Source organism: Desulforamulus ruminis DSM 2154, from assembly GCF_000215085.1.
GTDB lineage: Bacteria > Bacillota > Desulfotomaculia > Desulfotomaculales > Desulfotomaculaceae > Desulfotomaculum > Desulfotomaculum ruminis.
Genome location: NC_015589.1, coordinates 3,163,918 through 3,182,118, shown reverse-complemented (window position 1 = coordinate 3,182,118; position 18,201 = coordinate 3,163,918). Strand labels below are relative to the sequence as shown.

21 protein-coding genes and 2 riboswitches are annotated in these 18,201 nt (G+C 51.0%); of the genes, 19 read left to right on the top strand and 2 right to left on the bottom strand.

The features are described from left to right. Positions 1-323 precede the first annotated feature (323 nt). Positions 324-902 carry an HD-GYP domain-containing protein gene (locus DESRU_RS15775; RefSeq protein ID WP_013843083.1) on the bottom strand — a complete coding sequence of 193 codons (579 nt, stop codon included), beginning with the start codon at positions 900-902 and terminating at the stop codon, positions 324-326. A gap of 43 nt (positions 903-945) precedes the next feature. Beyond that, a riboswitch (cyclic di-GMP riboswitch) is annotated at positions 946-1,035 on the bottom strand. Between the two features lie 83 nt (positions 1,036-1,118). On the opposite strand from DESRU_RS15775, the gene DESRU_RS15770 reads away from it, so the two are divergent. Beyond that, positions 1,119-1,457 carry a helix-turn-helix domain-containing protein gene (locus tag DESRU_RS15770; RefSeq protein WP_013843082.1) on the top strand — a complete coding sequence of 113 codons (339 nt, stop codon included), beginning with the start codon at positions 1,119-1,121 and terminating at the stop codon, positions 1,455-1,457. 76 nt (positions 1,458-1,533) lie between these two features. Here DESRU_RS15770 and sigK read toward each other — a convergent pair whose 3' ends face one another. Then, complete coding sequence (sigK, locus tag DESRU_RS15765; protein ID WP_013843081.1) at positions 1,534-2,241, bottom strand: RNA polymerase sporulation sigma factor SigK; 708 nt, start codon at positions 2,239-2,241, stop codon at positions 1,534-1,536. Between the two features lie 217 nt (positions 2,242-2,458). Here sigK and DESRU_RS15760 point away from each other — a divergent pair, with 217 nt between their 5' ends. The 18 genes from DESRU_RS15760 (at position 2,459) to DESRU_RS15675 (ending at position 18,106) form a co-directional block, all read left to right on the top strand. Further along, positions 2,459-2,965 (top strand): YqeG family HAD IIIA-type phosphatase, encoded by a 507-nt coding sequence (locus DESRU_RS15760; protein ID WP_041275457.1) that lies wholly within the window; start codon positions 2,459-2,461, stop codon positions 2,963-2,965. Positions 2,966-3,016: 51 nt separating this feature from the next. Continuing rightward, positions 3,017-3,898 carry a shikimate dehydrogenase gene (locus DESRU_RS15755; RefSeq protein WP_013843079.1) on the top strand — a complete coding sequence of 294 codons (882 nt, stop codon included), beginning with the start codon at positions 3,017-3,019 and terminating at the stop codon, positions 3,896-3,898. A gap of 5 nt (positions 3,899-3,903) precedes the next feature. Further along, entirely contained in the window at positions 3,904-5,067 is a 1,164-nt protein-coding gene (gene aroC, locus DESRU_RS15750; RefSeq protein WP_013843078.1) for a chorismate synthase, read from the top strand. A gap of 3 nt (positions 5,068-5,070) precedes the next feature. Continuing rightward, positions 5,071-5,589 (top strand): shikimate kinase, encoded by a 519-nt coding sequence (locus DESRU_RS15745; RefSeq protein WP_013843077.1) that lies wholly within the window; start codon positions 5,071-5,073, stop codon positions 5,587-5,589. Next, on the top strand, positions 5,586-6,665 hold the full coding sequence (gene aroB / locus DESRU_RS15740) for a 3-dehydroquinate synthase (RefSeq protein WP_013843076.1): 1,080 nt from the start codon (positions 5,586-5,588) through the stop codon (positions 6,663-6,665). The genes DESRU_RS15745 and aroB overlap by 4 nt, the downstream gene beginning before the upstream one ends. A 31-nt stretch (positions 6,666-6,696) precedes the next feature. Beyond that, positions 6,697-7,446 carry a prepilin peptidase gene (locus DESRU_RS15735; protein ID WP_013843075.1) on the top strand — a complete coding sequence of 250 codons (750 nt, stop codon included), beginning with the start codon at positions 6,697-6,699 and terminating at the stop codon, positions 7,444-7,446. Positions 7,447-7,457: 11 nt separating this feature from the next. Next, positions 7,458-9,170: a GspE/PulE family protein gene (locus DESRU_RS15730; protein WP_013843074.1), complete on the top strand. Its 1,713-nt coding sequence runs from the start codon at positions 7,458-7,460 to the stop codon at positions 9,168-9,170. Next, positions 9,167-10,261, top strand: coding sequence for a type IV pilus twitching motility protein PilT (locus tag DESRU_RS15725; RefSeq protein WP_013843073.1), 1,095 nt, complete (start codon positions 9,167-9,169; stop codon positions 10,259-10,261). The genes DESRU_RS15730 and DESRU_RS15725 overlap by 4 nt, the downstream gene beginning before the upstream one ends. A 74-nt stretch (positions 10,262-10,335) precedes the next feature. Next, a riboswitch (cyclic di-GMP riboswitch) is annotated at positions 10,336-10,415 on the top strand. Between the two features lie 58 nt (positions 10,416-10,473). Beyond that, on the top strand, positions 10,474-11,715 hold the full coding sequence (locus tag DESRU_RS15720) for a type II secretion system F family protein (protein WP_013843072.1): 1,242 nt from the start codon (positions 10,474-10,476) through the stop codon (positions 11,713-11,715). 121 nt (positions 11,716-11,836) lie between these two features. Continuing rightward, on the top strand, positions 11,837-12,352 hold the full coding sequence (locus DESRU_RS15715; RefSeq protein WP_013843071.1) for a type II secretion system protein: 516 nt from the start codon (positions 11,837-11,839) through the stop codon (positions 12,350-12,352). A gap of 45 nt (positions 12,353-12,397) precedes the next feature. Next, positions 12,398-12,988, top strand: coding sequence for a type II secretion system protein (locus tag DESRU_RS19990; protein ID WP_013843070.1), 591 nt, complete (start codon positions 12,398-12,400; stop codon positions 12,986-12,988). Positions 12,989-13,028: 40 nt separating this feature from the next. Further along, entirely contained in the window at positions 13,029-13,451 is a 423-nt protein-coding gene (locus DESRU_RS15705) for a type IV pilus modification PilV family protein (protein WP_013843069.1), read from the top strand. Between the two features lie 9 nt (positions 13,452-13,460). Next, positions 13,461-14,060 (top strand): prepilin-type N-terminal cleavage/methylation domain-containing protein, encoded by a 600-nt coding sequence (locus tag DESRU_RS15700; protein ID WP_013843068.1) that lies wholly within the window; start codon positions 13,461-13,463, stop codon positions 14,058-14,060. Between the two features lies 1 nt (position 14,061). Beyond that, entirely contained in the window at positions 14,062-14,997 is a 936-nt protein-coding gene (locus DESRU_RS15695) for a PilX N-terminal domain-containing pilus assembly protein (protein ID WP_013843067.1), read from the top strand. Between the two features lie 72 nt (positions 14,998-15,069). After that, complete coding sequence (locus DESRU_RS15690) at positions 15,070-15,546, top strand: pilus assembly FimT family protein (RefSeq protein ID WP_013843066.1); 477 nt, start codon at positions 15,070-15,072, stop codon at positions 15,544-15,546. Between the two features lie 18 nt (positions 15,547-15,564). Next, positions 15,565-16,614, top strand: coding sequence for a type IV pilus assembly protein PilM (gene pilM / locus DESRU_RS15685; protein WP_013843065.1), 1,050 nt, complete (start codon positions 15,565-15,567; stop codon positions 16,612-16,614). Beyond that, a complete protein-coding gene (locus DESRU_RS15680) occupies positions 16,611-17,291 on the top strand; it encodes a PilN domain-containing protein (protein WP_013843064.1) in 681 nt (226 codons plus the stop codon). The genes pilM and DESRU_RS15680 overlap by 4 nt, the downstream gene beginning before the upstream one ends. Then, positions 17,288-18,106, top strand: a complete 819-nt coding sequence (locus tag DESRU_RS15675) for a hypothetical protein (protein ID WP_013843063.1) — start codon at positions 17,288-17,290, stop codon at positions 18,104-18,106. Before DESRU_RS15680 ends, DESRU_RS15675 begins: the two co-directional genes overlap by 4 nt. The last annotated feature ends 95 nt before the right edge of the window (positions 18,107-18,201 follow it).

Here is an 18,201-nt window from a genome sequence, read left to right as displayed (position 1 = left end):
GTTAATGATAAAAAACGTCTTTATTCGCAAACCATGCTCATCGGAAAGGCATGGTTTGTTTTTTTGTAAATAAAAGTTTTTATGAGGGAGAGGTAGGAAGCAATTGATTTATAAAAACTATTTGTATAGAAATTATTCATTGTATTTTAATACTTATTTAATGTGAATGGTTTTCATATTTCTTTATAATATCTCACAGGATATAATATTTAATTAAAGGTTCTGCATATCCTTTATCTGAATTCATAAATTAAATAAGCCACGCATTTTCCGCACGGCTTTCAGCATAAAAGAAGTGAGTAATAACACCTGGAAAGAGGAACTTAGAGTCTGATAAACTGCCGATAATCGTCGATGGCATCACCTTGTTTTTCAAAAACCAGATTAAATTCTTTAACCAGATAAGGATCAAACTGACTTCCTGAGCAGCGATTTAATTCATCCAATGCTTCACGAAGGCTTTTTGTCTTCTGATAGGGACGGAGAGAGGTCATGGCATCAAAGGCGTCTACTAGGCTAATAATCCTGGCTTCTAAAGGAATTTCTTTTTCCTTCAGCCCCGAGTAGCCAAAACCGTCCCATCTTTCGTGATGGTATTTAACAATGGGAAAAAGAAAATGAATTTGGTAATACTGATTAATGACATTCACTCCGTAGTCACAGTGCTTCTTGACCTCAATAAATTCTTTTTCGGTCAGTCTGCCCTTTTTGTAAAGAATACTGGGTTGAATGAAGCATTTTCCAATGTCATGTAAAAGTCCGCCAAGAGCAATGTTTATGGACTCTTCTTTAGAAAGTCCTATTTGTTTTGAAAGTATATAGGCTAACAACCCAACTCTCTTGGAATGAAGAATTAGGTTTCTTGGCATGGTTAAAAGTAATTTCTTAACCGTTGGTAACAAAAAAGACCCTCCTCTATGATAAGCCGGAGGGCTATCCTACTTCCTCCGCAACCTGGCAATCTTAGCATATAAAACCTGCCTTAGATCCATGGCTTTGCGTCCCAACCTTTCGGATGGTTTGCCTTTTGGATTATAAAAATACTTTAAGCAGATTATACAACACATAGTTGCAAATTTCAACGAAAAATTAACAACCAGTTGTCGGAGGTTATCATAGTGACATTAGCAAAAATATTGGGAAATAACCTTAGAATGATTCGTTTGAGTAGAAATTTGTCGCGCAAAGATGCGGCGAAATTAGTCGGTCTTTCCGGGTCATATTGGGGTTATCTGGAGAGGGGAGAAAGAAATCCAGGCTTGGATGTCATCGAAAAAATCGCCCAGGTTTTTAATATCAGTCCCCATATTTTATTTTTAGGGGATGATGCGGAAATGAATTTAGAAATGGGAAATAAAATCGAGAAATTAATATCCTTAGGAGATCAACATAAAAAATTTCTCTATAAAGTGATGGAAGCTTATTTTGAAACTTTAAATAACTCTAAAGGTCAATAATCGTTCTCATTCATTTTATATCCAAAATTTATTATACATTATGTAAACTTTACTTCCGACAAATAGAAGGCTGCCATTACTGGCAGCCTTCTGCGGTAAATTCTTTAGTTAATTTGTTTAAAGCCCTTTTTTCAATGCGGGATACATAAGAACGGGAGATGCCTAAAGTCCGGGCAATCTCGCGCTGGGTTTTCCGCGCCGTAGCGCCCAAACCAAAGCGCATTTCCAGCACCTTCTTCTCCCGCCGGTTTAAATGATGCACCTTTTCCAACAAACGCCGCTTTTCAAAGTTGTTCTCTACCAGATCCGCCACGACTTCCGGATCCGTCCCTAAAATGTCGATTAAACTAATTTCATTTCCTTCCTTATCTACACCAATGGGGTCGTACAGGGAGACTTCTGCTTTGACCTTTTTAATAAACCGTAAATGCATTAAAATTTCATTTTCGATACAACGGGCCGCATAGGTAGCCAGACGGGTGCCTTTATCCGCTTTAAAGGTATTTATAGCCTTAATCAAGCCGATGGTTCCAATGGAAATTAAATCATCCACGTCCTCACCGGTGGAGTCAAATTTTTTTACAATGTGGGCCACCAGACGCAGGTTCCTTTCCGTCAATACATTTCTTGCCGATTCATCCCCGCCAGCCAGGAGTTTGAGATAATGGGCCTCATCCTCTTCGCTGAGGGGATGGGGAAAGGTATTGTTGGAGATGTAGGAAACCACCGCCAGCACGCCGTTGACAACCGACAGGACTGAGACAGTCCACAGGCCGGGCAACATCAAGTAATCCCCCCTCGTAATTGAGTCAACAATATATGTTATGTGGGAAGATTTCTTTGGTGTTTGTCCGGAGGCTGGGATTGATATCCGGGTCGACCCGGGATAAAGTTTGGAGGCCGATCCATGGTGGCAAAGTTGACGAATACTGCGAAATAAAGGTAAAATAGGCACAGTTAATTCAATGGTTGGATCATTTTATTGTAAAGCGGGTAATCAAATGCTTTCTAAACTTTATCCCAAGGCCTATGTCACTTCTCTTTTTGACATTGACCCGGAGAAATTGAAACAAAGGGGCATCAAAGCCATCCTCTTTGATATTGATAACACCCTGATCCCCTGGGACCGGAAAAATATGGACCCGGAAATTGACCGGTGGTTTAGAGATTTGTGCCGTCAGGGTTTTAAGATTTGTTTTGTATCCAATAATAACCAAACCCGGGTGGAAGCCCTCTCCTGTTCCCTGGAGGTGCCGGGTGTTCATAAGGCCGCTAAACCCCGCAGAAAAGGATTGAGAAAGGCCCTGAGCCTGCTGGGTACGGAAGTGGGCGAAACCGCGCTGGTGGGGGATCAGGTTTTTACGGATGTCCTGGCCGGCAATCGGCTGGGGCTATACACTATTTTGGTTCGTCCTTTAGCCGGAAAAGAGTTTATCGGCACCCGCATTAACCGGCAGTTGGAAAAATTGGTGCTGCGGCGCATGAGAAAAAAGCTGGGCTCCCAGTAGCCAGAAGGGTTTATTCCGCCTAAACTTTTCTTTAATCCAGGAGGGATGGCCATGGGGTTTCCGGCCCTGAACGGAAAAACAAAAATTTGTGGTCTCTTCGGCTTTCCGGTGGAGCATTCCTTTTCACCGGCCATGCATAATGCCGCCTTTGAGGAACTGGGCTTAAACTGGGTCTATGTTCCCTTTTGTATTTCACCGGACCGGTTGAAACAAGCAATGCAGTCCATTACCAGCCTGGGTCTGACCGGGATCAATGTGACAGTGCCTCATAAACAGGCGGTCCTGCCTCTGCTGGATGAGATTCATCCTACGGCCGGCATCATCGGTGCGGTCAATACCATTGTTAATGACCAAGGCAGGCTGGTGGGTCATAATACCGATGGGGCCGGGTTTGTAAAGTCCCTAACTGACGAGACCGGTTTTTCCCCCCGAGGTCAAGGGGTGTTGATCCTGGGAGCAGGCGGTGCCGCCAGGGCGGTGGCGGTTCAGTTGGCTCTGTCCGGCGCAGGGCCCCTTTATATTGCCAATCGCTCCCCGGCCAAGGCGGAGGCCTTAGCCAGGGATCTTCAACAGGCAACCGGTGTCCGGGCGGCGGCTTTGCCCTGGGGCCGTGAGCTGCCCCAAGAAAAAGTAAACGAGGTTGGTTTGGTGGTGCAGACCACGCCCATGGGAATGGCGCCAAAAGCCGAGCAATGCCCGGATTTTCCTTTCCAGGCCATCCGTACCGGACAGGTGGTTTGCGACTTAATCTATAACCCGGGGCAGACCCTCTTTTTGAAAGAGGCTGCGGTCAGAGGCGCCGTCCCCTTAAATGGCCTAGGCATGCTGCTGTATCAGGGAGTGCTGGCCTTTGAACTATGGACCGGAAAGACCGCGCCGGTAGCCGTAATGAGGGAAGCCTTGCTCCGGCAGGTTTCTAAAGCAGAGGAGTGAAAAGCATGTTGCGTTTTTTGACAGCAGGAGAATCCCACGGCCCGGTTTTGACAGCCATTGTAGAAGGTATGGTTGCCGGCTTGCCCCTGAGCCGGGAGTACGTTAACAGGCAGTTGGCCCGGCGTCAGGGAGGCTATGGCCGGGGCGGACGGATGAAAATAGAGCAGGATCAAGCGGATTTTCTCTCAGGGGTGCGGGGAGGGCTGACCACCGGCAGTCCCATTACCCTGCAGGTGGTTAATAAGGATTGGGCCAATTGGTCGGAAATTATGGCTCCCGGGCCGGAAGCCCGGCTGGAGGAAAGAGTGGTTACCCGACCCCGGCCGGGACATGCAGACCTGGCCGGGGCCATTAAATATAACCAGCAAGATATCCGCAACATTCTGGAGCGGTCCAGCGCCCGGGAGACTGCCGTGCGGGTGGCGGTAGGAACAATAGCCAGAGCCTTGCTGGCAGAACTGGGGATTCAAATGACCGGATGGGTACGCCGGATCGGATCGGTGGAAGCCGTTCTAGAAGAGGAACAAACGGCCGATCAATTAAGGGAATTAGCCGGGGCATCCCAGCTTCTCTGCCCTGACGGGCAGGCCGAAGCCGCTATGATCCGGGAAATTGACCGGGCTAGGGGGAACGGCGATTCCCTGGGCGGGGTTTTTGAAATCCGGGTTGATCATGTGCCCGCCGGTTTGGGCAGCCACGTCCAGTGGGACCGCAAGCTGGACAGCCGTCTGGCCGGTGCTTTGATGAGCATACAGGCCATTAAGGGCGTGGAAATCGGCCTGGGTTTCGGGGCGGCGGCTGTCCCGGGGTCCCAGGTTCATGATGAAATCTTTTATTCTCCGGAGAAAAGTTATTACCGGGCCACCAACCGGGCCGGGGGCATTGAGGGAGGCATCAGCAACGGTGAGCCGCTGGTGGTACGGGCGGCCATGAAACCTATTCCCACCCTGTACAAACCCCTGCGCAGCGTGGATACCGGAAGCAAAGAACCTTTTACCGCCTCGGTGGAGAGATCCGACGCCTGTGCCGTTCCCGCCGCCTGTGTAGTGGGAGAAGCGGTGGTGGCCTGGGAAATTGCCGTGGCTATATTGGAAAAATTTGGCGGAGACAGTCTGAGAGAACTTCGGGAACGGGTAGATCAGTGGCGGAGTTGGATTAGGCAGGTGTAAAAAATGAAAAATATTGTTCTCATCGGTTTTATGGGATCCGGCAAAAGCACCATTGGCAACCGTTTAGCCCGTCGACTGAGATATCAATTTGTAGATACTGATTATGAAATTGAGCAGGTCACCGACCTAACGGTGGCGCAAATTTTTGCCAAGTACGGTGTCAAACGGTTCCGGGGAGAGGAAGCCTTGCTGGTAAGCAAGCTGGCCGATCGAAAGGGTCTGGTGATCGCCACCGGGGGCGGCTTGGTGATAAAACCGGAGAATGTGGAGCAACTAAAGAAAAACGGTATCTTAATCGGGTTGGAGGCTTCTCCGGAGACCATTTGCAAAAGAGTGCGCAACAAAAGGACCCGGCCCCTGCTGGCCAGAAGAAATCTTCAGGAAACCGTGGAACGGATGCTGGAAGAAAGAAAAGACGCCTACAGCGTGGCTGAGTTTACCGTGAATGTGGACCGGTTGGCACCGGATCAGGCAGTTGACATAATTATTGAATACCTGAAGAGGAGGCAATACATTTTATGAGAACACTGGGCGTGGTCCTGGGGAACCGGAGTTACCCGATCCATATCGGAAGCAACCTCCTGAAAAAACTACCTGAATTATTGGCTCCCCTGACCCTGGGGCAAAAAGTTTTGCTGGTAACCGATACCAATGTTTGGCCTTTATACGGGCAGCAGGTGGAAACCGTGCTGCTGGAGGCCGGCTATCGGGTTACCACCGAACGGGTTCCCGCCGGAGAAACCACCAAGACCCTACAGCAGGCGGAAAGGCTGTACGATGCGGCCCTGGGCCAGATGCTGGACCGCACCTGCCCGGTGGTGGCTCTGGGCGGCGGCGTTGTGGGGGACCTGGCCGGCTTCGTAGCCTCCACCTATATGAGGGGAGTTCCTTTTATTCAGATTCCGACTACCCTGCTGGCCCAGGTAGACAGCAGTGTGGGCGGCAAGGTGGCGGTCAATCACCCCCGGGGAAAGAATATGATCGGCTCTTTTTACCAGCCTAAAGGGGTCATCATTGATGTGCACACCCTGCAGACCTTAAATGACCGGGAACTGAGGGCGGGACTGGCAGAGGTCATTAAGTGCGGAATCATCTGGGACGCCGCTTTTTTTGCCTGGCTGGAAGAGCATCTAACCGGGCTTTTGCAGCGGAACCCGGAGCTTTTGGCCCGGGTGGTGGAAATCTGCTGCCAAATAAAGGCTGCGGTAGTAGAGCAGGATGAGACTGAGCAGGGCCGGAGAGCCATTTTAAATTGCGGACACACCATCGGTCACGCGGTGGAACACCAGAGCGGCTACGGTACCTACCTGCATGGGGAAGCGGTGGCCATCGGCATGAATATCGAGGCCCGGTTGGCCCGGAATCTGGGCCTGCTAACCCCTGGGGAGGCGGAGCGGATCCAAGGGCTGCTGCTGCGTGCGGGACTGCCGGTGGAGCTTCCTGCGGACCGCCGGGCACTGGAAATGCTGCAATCCATGTATGCCGATAAAAAGGCCACCGGGGATCAACTGACTTTTGCTTTACCCGCAGGAATCGGAGCTTGTAAAGTCATCCGGGGGCTGGATGAGCTGGAAGTTAAAAAGGTGCTGGATTTATAAAAAATAAATCCCCCAGAGAGGTACGGAAACCATGCTGTTTCTTTTGGTGCTGGTGTTGATGACCGGTCTTGCGGCAGGAAGTTTTATGAATGTTTGCATTTGCCGATTACCCAGGGAACAATCAATTCTCTTTCCTCCCTCCCACTGCCCCGTCTGCCGGCGTCTGTTGGGCCCCCGGGAACTGGTTCCCGTGCTTAGCTATCTGTGGCTTAAGGGAAAATGCAGTGGCTGTGGAGCAAAGATTTCCCCCAGATATCCCCTGGTGGAATTGACCACCGGGCTGCTTTACCTATTACTGTTCATCACCTTTGGCTGGCAGTTGAAAACCCTGTTTTATGCTCTTTTGCTTTCCTCTTTGTTAACAGCCTCCCTTATCGATCTTGACCATCAAATCATTCCAGACTCAATCAGCTATTTTTTAATCCTCTCGGGTTTGCTTTTCCAGATATTTTTCTTCAAAGACGCCTTTTTTTCCAGCCTGCTGGGAGGCCTGCTGGGCGGCGGGCTTTTACTGGCTTTGGCGGTCCTCTCCCGGGGCGGCATGGGTGGCGGGGATATCAAGCTGGCTGCCGGCATGGGCATTTACCTGGGTTGGCAGTTGCTGCTGGTAGCCCTGCTGCTGTCTTTTGTGCTCGGTTCCCTGGCGGGCCTGGCCTGGGTGCTGGGGGGCAAGAAAAGCTTAAAATCAGCGGTGCCCTTTGGCCCCTTTTTAGCCGCCGGCACCGCCATTACCGTATTTTTTGGTCCGGCCATGCTGGAGAAATACTTGAGTTATTTTTAAGGATGGGGTGAATGATGGGAGAGCTGCGGTTGGCTAAAAAACGCCTGGGCGATTTGTTGGTGGACAGTAAAATCATTACCGGCGAACAGTTGACGGAAGCGTTACATATTCAGAAGCAGACCGGGGAAAGGCTGGGTCAGGCACTGATCAACCTGGGTTTTGCCAAAGAATCCGAGATCATCAATGCCCTGGAAATGCAGTTGGGAATTCCCAAAATTTCTTTGGAACAGCGGGTGGATCCGGTTTTGATTAAAAGCCTGCCCGAGTCGTTAATCCGGCGGCATGGAGTGATTCCGGTAAGCCGGGACGGCAACCGGATGATTGTGGCCATGTTTGACCCTTTAAATGTAGTGGCCCTGGACGATATCCGACTGGCCACCGGCTATGAAGTGGATCCGGTCATTGCCTCTCAGACGGAAATTGACGCGGCCATTCACAAAGTATTTGGCCTGTCCTTTATACAAGATGCTTTTGGCTCTCCGGAAAAGGAAGAGTCTAATTCCTTAACCAGCCCAACCTTGAATTTTGGCGAGGATAGCAGCCTGGATGACTCCCCGGTGGTGCGTCTGGTGAATATGCTCATCCGCCAGGCAGTGAACGAAAGGGCCAGCGATATTCATATCGAGCCCTTGAAAGAGCAGGTCCGGGTCCGCTTCCGCATTGACGGACTGCTGCACGAGAACAATGTGCTGCCCCGCTCCGCCCTTTCCTCCCTGGTGACCCGCATTAAAATTCTGGCCCAACTGGATATTGCCGAAAAGAGACTGCCCCAGGACGGCCGTTTTCAGGTAAGGTATGGCAACAAGGAGATTGATTTGAGAATCTCCACCCTGCCCACGGTTTTCGGCGAGAAAGTGGTCATGCGTCTGCTGGCCAAAAGCGCCAGCGTCTTTAAAATTGAACAATTGGGTTTTAATTGCCACAATCTCCGGGTTTTCCAGGGCATGATTCAGCATTCCTACGGCATGATCTTAATTACGGGACCCACCGGCAGCGGGAAAACTACTTCGTTATACGCGGTTATTAACGAGCTAAATAAAAAAGAGAACAACATCATTACCATTGAGGATCCGGTGGAGTATGTGATGCCCGGGGTAAATCAAACCCAGGTCAATGCCAAGGCGGGTTTTACCTTTGCCACCGGTTTACGGTCCATCCTCCGTCAGGACCCCGATATTATTATGATTGGCGAGATCCGGGATGCGGAAACAGCGTCCATTGCCGTAAAGGCGGCCACCACCGGCCACTTGGTCTTGAGCACCCTGCATACCAATGATGCGACCGGAGCGGTTACCCGTTTAATTGATATGGGGGTAGAGCCCTTTTTGGTGGCTTCCTCGGTCATTGGCGTGGTCTGTCAGCGGCTGGTGCGGATTCTCTGCCCTCAATGCAAGGAAATGTACTCTCCCCCGGCAGACAGCCCGGAACGAGAGTTTCTGGGCCTGGCTCCCGAACAGCCGGTTTCCCTTTACCGGCCTAAAGGCTGCGTAGGCTGCAGCAATATCGGCTACAAGGGGAGAACCAGTCTGCAGGAGGTTTTGCCCATATCACAAAAAATCCGGCTGTTGACAAAGCAGCGGGCCTCGGATCAGGAAATTAAAAGCCAGGCCCAAGAGGAAGGAATGATCACCATGCGGGAGGACGGCATACGCAAAGCCATGGAGGGAGTCACCTCCCTGGCGGAAGTGATGCGGGTAACCTTTACCGGGGAGGAAAAACCATGAACCTTATGGAGTCCATACTACGGGTCGGTTCGGAAATTGGGGCTTCCGATATCCATATTACCGTGGGCCGGCCGGCCATTTTCCGGATTAACGGTTTGCTGCAGTCCCTTGATCCAGGGGTTGCTTTAAAGGGCAGGGATACGGATTTTCTGCAAAAAAAGCTGCTGCCCGCGGACACCCTGGAACTGGGCAAATCCATGATGGATGAGGCCCAGTTCCAGAAATATCTCGAATGGGGAGAGGTGGATTTTTCCTACTCCATTGCCGGGGTAGGGCGCTTTCGGGTCAATGTTTTTAAACAGCGGGGCTCACTGGCCATGGCCATGCGCATTATCCGCACCCAGATTCCCAGTCTGGGTGAGCTGGATCTGCCGGAGGTTATTGGCAGTCTGGCCAGAAGGCCCAGGGGCCTGGTTTTGGTCACCGGGCCTAGCGGAAGCGGCAAGTCCACCACCCTGGCCGCCATGGTGGATCTCATCAATTCGGAAACCAAATCCCATATCATCACCCTGGAAGATCCCATTGAATACCTTCACTTTCACAAACAAAGCATTGTCAACCAGAGGGAAATCGGGCTGGACGCCCTTTCCTTTGCCAAGGCTTTGCGGGCGGCCATGCGGGAAGACCCGGACGTGATTCTGGTGGGAGAAATGCGGGATCTGGAAACCATCGGCACCGCCATTACCGCCGCCGAAACCGGACATTTGGTATTGGCTACCCTGCATACAACCGGCGCCGCTCAGACCATTGACCGGATCATTGATGTGTTTCCGCCCCATCAGCAGCAGCAGATCCGGATCCAACTGGCCAATACCCTCCAGGGAGTGGTCTGCCAGCAGTTGCTGCCCCGCAGGGATGATACCGGCCGGGTGGTAGCCTTGGAAATTATGGTGGTCACTCCGGCCATCCGGAATTTGATTCGAGAGGGGAAAACACACCAGATTTTGTCACAAATCCAGATCGGGGGCAAGTATGGTATGCAGACCCTGGATATGTCTTTAAGAAGCCTGGTGCAAAGGGGGATTGTCTCCCTGGAAGCGGCGGGGGAAAAGGCCGGAGACATAGAAATAATAAACAAACATAATTTATAAATTTGGCGCAATTTTCTTGACGAAGCTCCAGAATATGATTAAAATTTGTCTATAAGCAATAATTGGAAAAATTAAATACGAAAAGGCAAACCTAGCGAAAGTTAGGGACGCAAAGCCACGGGCCTCATTTTCATGTGGCGGCCGGGCTGCCGAAATTTTGAAATTCCAAGCATCTGCTTGGGATTTTTTATTATGTATTGCCGAGGTGATCTATGCCTTTTTTTGAATTTAAGGGAAGAAGCCCGGAGGGGAAAGCGGTTAGCGGGATGCTGGAGGCTGCTTCCGCCAGTGATGCCGTCAGCGGTATTCGTGCACAGGGTGTCTTTGTAACCGATCTATCCGAAGCGAGGCTGGAGAAAAAACCCAAAAATTCACCCGCCTTTACCGGCCGGCTGAAAATAACCGTTGGCGGGAAAAAGGTAAAATTGAAGGAACTGGCCACCTTTGCACGGCAGCTTTCCACCCTGTTAAACGCGGGCATTCCCTTAATTCACTGCTTGAACATTGTCAGCAGCCAAACAGAGTCCGGGGTTTTGAAAGGAGCCTTGGAGCAGGTGATGACCGGCATCGAAGAAGGAAATACGCTGGCAGATTCCTTTGCCGGGTTTCCCCATATCTTCCCGGAAGTGTTTGTGTTTATGGTGAGGGCGGGGGAACTGGGCGGAGTGCTGGACGAAGTTCTTGAGCGGGTGGCGGAACAGTTGGAACGGGAGCACGACCTAAACGAAAAGATAAAATCTGCCATGACCTATCCCGCCGTGGTACTGATTTTTGCCCTGGTCGCTCTGGTTTTTCTGATGACCTTTGTTTTGCCCAGAATTATTGCCGTCATTGCAGACATGGGCGTGCCTTTACCACTTCCCACCCGGGCGGTAATGGTGGTGAGCGGACTCTTAACCCATTACTGGTACCTGCTCCCGGGTTTGTTTCTATGCCTCCTGCTGGGGTATAAATACTTCCGCTCCACCCCCTGGGGCCGGGAAAGAATGGACTCCGCCCTTCTGAAAATACCCCTCTTCGGGCCGGTCTACCGGAAGGTGATTATTGCCCGTTTCTGCCGGACCCTGGGCACCCTGTTGGAGGGTGGGGTTCCCATCATTCAAGCCCTGGAAGTGGTTAAAAAATCTTCAGGAAACATCATTGTGGAAAAAGCCTTCAGCAAGGCCCAGGAAAGTGTTCAGGACGGCCGGGAACTATCCAAGCCCCTGGAGGAATGCCGGATTTTCCCGCCCATGGTGACTCGTATGATCGCTGTGGGGGAGGAAACCGGGGCTCTGGATGATCTTTTAGAACGGATTGGAATATATTATGACAAGGAAGTAAGTATCGTCGTGGGCCGGCTGTCCAGTGTCATTGAACCTTTGTTGATTGTTTTCCTGGGCTGCATTGTCGGGTTTATTATCCTGGCCGTGATGCTGCCCATGATCAGCAGCATGTCCCAGGGATTGGGTTAAGGGATTAAGCTGTCGGAGGTTGGCTATGAAGAGAAAAAATGGGAACAGGGCTTTACCCTGGTGGACAACTGTGTGGCAATTCAGTTAGTTAACATAAAAAATAAAATAGGGGGAAAGCGGGATGTTAAAAAGAAGAATTAAAAATCAAAAAGGATTTACCCTGGTGGAACTGCTGGTGGTCATTGCCATCATCGGCATCCTGGCGGCGGTGATTGCGCCCAATGCCTTTAAAGCGGTGGAAAAAGGCAAAGTGGCGGCGGCCGAGGCGGATTTTAAAGCAATAAAAAGCGCGGCGCTAAATTATTATACGGATACCGGCGTCTGGCCTGTAGATGGAGCCGATTCGGACGGATTTATTAGAACATCCGATGTTGACGGCTGGAACGGTCCGTATCTGGAAAGATGGCCGTCCAGAAATCCGTGGGGTGGAGACTATAATTTTAGAAATGGAGTGCCTGTATCTGATACATCCATATCAAACCACTACAAATATCTTGAACTTGATGATTTGACCACTGACGCTAGAAGCCGTTTGGAAGCGGACCTGGACGGCGGAACCGCTAGCGGTACCACGGGCGTTGTGAGGTATAACGGCGATACTGCAACTACGGTTTATCTCGTCATTTCAACGGAATAACCAATATTTTTCCCAACGGATTCTTTGAATAGGGAGGTTTGCTCCTTGAACAATCATAAGCAGGTTAAAAGCAACAAAGGCTTTACCCTGGTGGAGCTCTTGGTGGTCATTGCTATTATCGGCATTCTGGCGGCGGTGATTGCGCCCAATGCCTTCCAGTCGGTGGAAAAATCCAAGCTGACCAAAGTAATTCAAGACTGCAAAGCCATTGAGGCCTCCGCCTTAAACCATTATGCCGATACCGGTCGGTTCCCCGAGGTTTATGCGATGAACCAGCCCAATATGCAGGACTTTCTGGTGGAACCCGGCTCCGGTGAAACCGGCGCCGGAAGCAACGCCAAGGAGGGCTGGAACGGTCCCTACCTGGAACGTTGGCCCGTCAATCCCTTTAATTCCGGCAACCTGGCCAGCGAACAGGATTACCAGTGGGATTACCGGCGCATTGACGGCCACGACAATTTTGTGGTGGAAGTCTCTTTGAACGGTGTGGAAAACTGGACGACTAAGGCGGAGTGGATTGACCGGACCATCGACAACGGGGACGGTGCTACCGTCGGTAAGATTCAGTGGAATAATGAGTGGATCAACTGGGTGGCGGCCCAGGATGCGCCCCGGAGCGGAGCGGCGGCCCATTAATACAGGAATATTATGTTAACCAAGCGGCAGGTGGTGGAAGATGCTCCACAGGCGAAAAGTTTTAACCAATGGCGGCTTTACCCTGGTGGAGGTTTTGGTGGCCACCACCCTGCTGGCGATGGTGGTTCTGGCGGTGGCCAATGTGCTGATTACCGGCCGGCTGGCCGCCGGGACCTCCAAACAGCAGATTACCGCGGTGAATTTGGCCCAGGCGGTGCTGGAAGAGCGGCTGGCCGGGAGCGACCCCGGTCCCTCGGTTGCCGCTTCTCCCCTGGATGGAAAGTCCGGATACCAAGCCTATAAAAACTATTTCTACCAAGTTGAGGTGGACCCGGAGCCGGTGATCCAAGGGAAACGGGACGCCGATTTCTATGGCCTCACGGTTCATGTTTACTACCAGGACCCCGGCAGTTCCCAGGCCCGCGGCAAGGTAACCCTATACACACTTAAGCGCAAAGGCTAAGGTGAGACGATGAAGCGCCTTATCAGATTATTAAAAGAAGAAAAGGGTTTAACACTGCTGGAGCTTTTGGTGGTGACCGGTTTGCTGTCTGTTTTATTAGGGACAGCTTATTTCTTTTTATATCAAACCGGCCTGCTGGCCGGGAAGGAGTTCTTCCGGGCCGACGTGCATAACGACCTGCGTCTGGCTGCCAACCGCATTTCCCGGGACATCCGCCAGGCAGTGGAAATCCAGCCGGCGGGCCAATTCACCGATTCCAGCTGGATTGCGGTTAAACGGGTGCAGTTGGATACCCGGGGAACAAAGGATACCAAGGATGATCGGGAGATTATGAAGGAAGTCAAATACTCTCTAGATCGGACGGACCGGGAAATTGAATATGCGGTTCGTAACGAACTGGGCTTTGCCGGAGTTAATCCCATTGCCAACCATGTCCTGGATTTAAAGTTCAGCCGGCAGGCGGATGGAACCGTCGTTATCACTATCACCGGGGAAAAGGACGATACAGACAAGAAAGAAATTACCACAGTACCCCGGCAGTACGACCGGGATCCCTACCGGTTTACGGTTTTGACCAAGGTCACACCGAAAATGTTCAGGGAGCGGTAGCATGAAAAAGGGATATTCAGGAAATCAAGGGGCAGCTCTGCCGGCAGTAATTATGATCACTACCCTGTTGATGATCCTAGCGGGGATTTTTATTCAAGTGGCCCACCAGGAAAGACAAAGCAGCGCCGATGAAGTGAATATGACCAAAGCCTTGTACCTGGCGGATGCGGGAGTGGAGCTGACCCTGCAGGAACTGCAGGATTTGGAATGGGGTTGGAGCAAAACCGAGGGAAAAGTCTTTTATTTAAACAATGACGACCCGAAACAGGAGGTTGAGATAAAGTATCTCCCGGAAACCTCCGGTGCGGAAAAATGGGATTTTGAATCCACCGGTAAATATAAAGATCAAGAGGGACGTCTGCTCAGCGCCAAAATCCTCTCAGCCACGGTGCAAAAGTCCCTGACGCCGCAAACATACATAGAGGAGCGATCTTTTACTGCCGGGGTGGACCTCGGAAATGAAGACCTGGCCGGAACCTATTACCACCAGGGGGACCTCACCCTTTCCGGTATCTACCGGGGTCGCTGGCTGATTGCAGTGGACGGCAACGTTACCATTGAGGGAGATCTGAAACCCCCCGACCCCTGGCAGGAATATAAAAAGAAGGACCCGGGACCGGGCGAATCGCCGGAAGTAAAGCATAATGTTTTCCTCATTATCAGTTCGGGAACGGTGGAAGTGCTGCCCGGCAGCACCGGAGAGAAGGAAGTTTGGACGGTGATTTACGCCAAAAATTTTATCGAACGCCGGAACAGCAACACCTTGGGGGAAATTACGGCCGGTACGGTTTTCCGGGAAGACCCAAAGAAAATGAAGGTCGAGGAACAGCAAGTTGTTGAGGCCTTTGTCCAGGAAACGAAAAATCCCAATGATTCCTTTGACTTAGATTATCGGGCGGTGCTGGTTCGCTGGAGAGAGAAATACCCGGTGTTTTAACATTTTTAGCAAAAGGGTTTGGAGGAGTTAAAGGACCGTTCACGAATTTTTTCTTCAGAAAGGTGAGGGGCTATGAAAATCAGCTCCCGGGGCGGTTTTACCCTGGTGGAAATGATCATTGTACTGGGCATCATCGGAATTCTTTTGGCAGTAACCCTCCCCTCCCTGCAAAGAGAGATCGGCGCCTACCGTCATGAAAGGGCCGCCCGGCAGATGGTGGCGGACATCAAACTGCTGCAGCAAAAAGCCCTGCTGGAAAGCTCGGCCTATTACTTGATCAATCTTTACGCCGCTGATCAGGGCGACTTTTATCAGCTTAAGGACACCAAAAAAAACACAATCTTAAAGACAGTACGCTTACCCCCCAATGTGCAATTTTTACAGAGAAGCGGCCTTTCCCTGCCCATCGGCGCCGGCGGCTCCATTAACAGTGGAGCCGGATTAACCATTGGTATTCAGCAGAAAGAGCTGAATAAAAAGTATTATGTTGTCATTTCTCGTGTAAGCAGAGTCAGACTGTCTGAAGTTAAGCCCGATGAAAACGAATAAGCGCAATGGAGAAAAAATATGCAGCTTTGGAAAAGCCGGAGCATTAACGCGGTGGATCTGGGCCACCACAGTATCAAAATCATTCAATTGACCAAGAAGGGGCAGGCCCTGCAGGTCAGCCGGCAGGTCAGCCAGCCCGGACCCGGGTTGGAGGCCCTGGAACGGGGCAATGTAACGGAGCTTGCGGCCTCTCTCGGGGAGGCCGCAGTCAGGGCCGGGATAGACGGCGGCAGGGTCATTTCCTTTATCGGCGGCCACCATGTGATTATCCGGCAGATCGTTACGCCCCAAATGCCGGAGGATGAATTGCAGCGGGCGATGGTTTGGGAGGCGGAAAAACTGATTCCCATCCCCACCGCCGAACTGGAAGTCCGACCGGTGGTGCTGGAGAAAAGTCCCGGTGACACGGGGGATTATCTGCAGTTGAACGTGCTTCTGGCGGCGGTTTCCAGAAGCTTGGTTTACCGTTTTCACGAAATTTTCGACCGGGCGGGACTCACCCTGACCGCCGTGGACCTGCCGGCCCTGGGCCTGTGGCGGGTATTTCACCGGGAATATGGGTTCCCGGAAAGGAAGAATATTCAGGCGGTGGTGGATATCGGCAGCCGCACCTGCCAGTTCATTGTAATTAAACAAAATGTGCTGTCTTATGTCAGGACCTTGGGCGTGGGGGTGGGGCGTTCCGATTCCGCTCCGGGGGAGGAATTTACAGCAGGCCTGCCGGATCCCGGGGAAGGGAGCGGCCTGCCGGAGGTTTATCAGCAGGCCGGGGCCGCCAGCGAGCAGTCCTTTCCCTCCGGAGCAGGGGACTATTTAGAACTGGTGACGGAAATCAGGCGCTCACTGGATTTTTACCGGCTCCGGGAGCGGCAGTGGCAGATTGAGCAGTTGGTGATCACCGGCGGGGGAAGTCAACTGAAGGGACTGGCGGATATCTTAGCCCTTGAACTGGGCATCCCCGTAAAGGCCGGTTATCCGCAATGGCAGGGGAACAGCGGCGAAATGCAGTCCCTTTCTCCTCAGTTTTCCATGGCCTTTGGTCTGGCCCTGAGGGAGGTATGGTCGTGAACTACCGCATCAACCTCCTGCCGGTGGAACTTCAGCCCAAACAGCCGGTAACGTTGAAGAAATTGAAGGTTTACATAATATCGGCCCTGGTAGTTGGGGGCTTGGGTTTCTTTTACGGTTATTTTATGTGGCAGCTTCGTTCGGTTCAGGAAGAATTACAGGCCCTGCAGCCCCGGCAGGAGCAACTGGAACAAATAGAAAGCCGTATTCGTGCCAGGCAGCAGGAAAAAATTCAAATCCAGGAGAAGATGAGCGTTTTAAACGGCCTGCTGGAACAAAGAAAGACCTGGCCCAAGTTCCTCCTGGATTTAAACGACCATGTCCCTGAAGGGGTTTGGATCAGTACTTTGTATCTGACCGATGGATCTCTGCAGCAAGAAGGTTCTGACGGGGATGGGCAGAGCAAAGAAGAAAAGGATGCTCCGGAAAAAGAAGACGCTGTTGATCAACCCACGGAGAAAGAAAACCAGAAGGAAGAAGCAGAGGTGCCGGAATCCTCTCCCAATCAAATGTTAATTTTGGGGGGGAGTTATTCTATGGAGGAAATTGGAAAGTTTATCTTCAGCCTGAATCAAATGAGTTATTTTTCCGAAGTTCGCTTAGAAAAAATAACTATGAATGAAGAGGGGAGATATACTTATCATGCAATGGCTTTCCTGAAGGAGGGTCAGCCATGATGAAATTGCAGCTTACCCCCAGGGATAAAAAAATACTGATGATTTTTTTGCCCTTTTTTCTGGTCGCTCTTATTTTCTGGTTCATTTTATTCCCCCAGATTAAAGCCTATAGCTTGGTTCGCGGGGATCTGGCAGAGGCGCGGCAAAAGGTTGGCGTATTTGCAGAAAGAAGTCAGCAACTGGAGCGGGAAACCCAATCCCTGAACGAAGCCAAAGCACAATTCGGGGATGTGAAGAATAAATTTACGGCCACTATGCAGGACGGCCTCTTCATTGTGAATCTGGACCGCAAAGTCAAAGAGGAAAAAGTAATGGTGTACACCTTTAACCCGCTGGGCATTCAAAAGCATCCGGAATACTGGGCTCTGCCGGTGGAAATGATCATGACCGGGGACTATAATCAAATAATTGCGGTGCTGGATTTTTTAGAAAACCAAGTCAATCTCACCGAACTGCGGGAAATCTTTATTTTTTCATCTTCGATTGACGAAATAGAATCTGAAGGATTGAAGGTATCCTTTTCAACAGATAATATTCTTGACTTAATCAGGGCCCATGAGGGTTATGTGGGAGTCCGTCTGATCCTGATGCTTTATTCGGAGCCCTCACCCAGGGGCAGGCTGTTCCTGGAAGACATTCAACAGTGGCAATTTGGCAGGAATAATCCTTTTAAGGTCTTGCCCAATCCCAATGCCCAATATTTATTGTATCCCCTGCTGATCCCTTATAATGAAGAGGAGCCGCTGCCTTCCTCCGAGGGCGTTCCGGTTTCTCCAGAGCCGGTTTGGGTCCGGAATAACGCCGGAAACGGCTAGAGTTTGAAAGCCCTCCTTTTTCTTCAAGCCTTATTTGTATAAACATCCCCGGGAAAGTAGACAATAAATGGGTAAAAGACTAATATAATACCAGG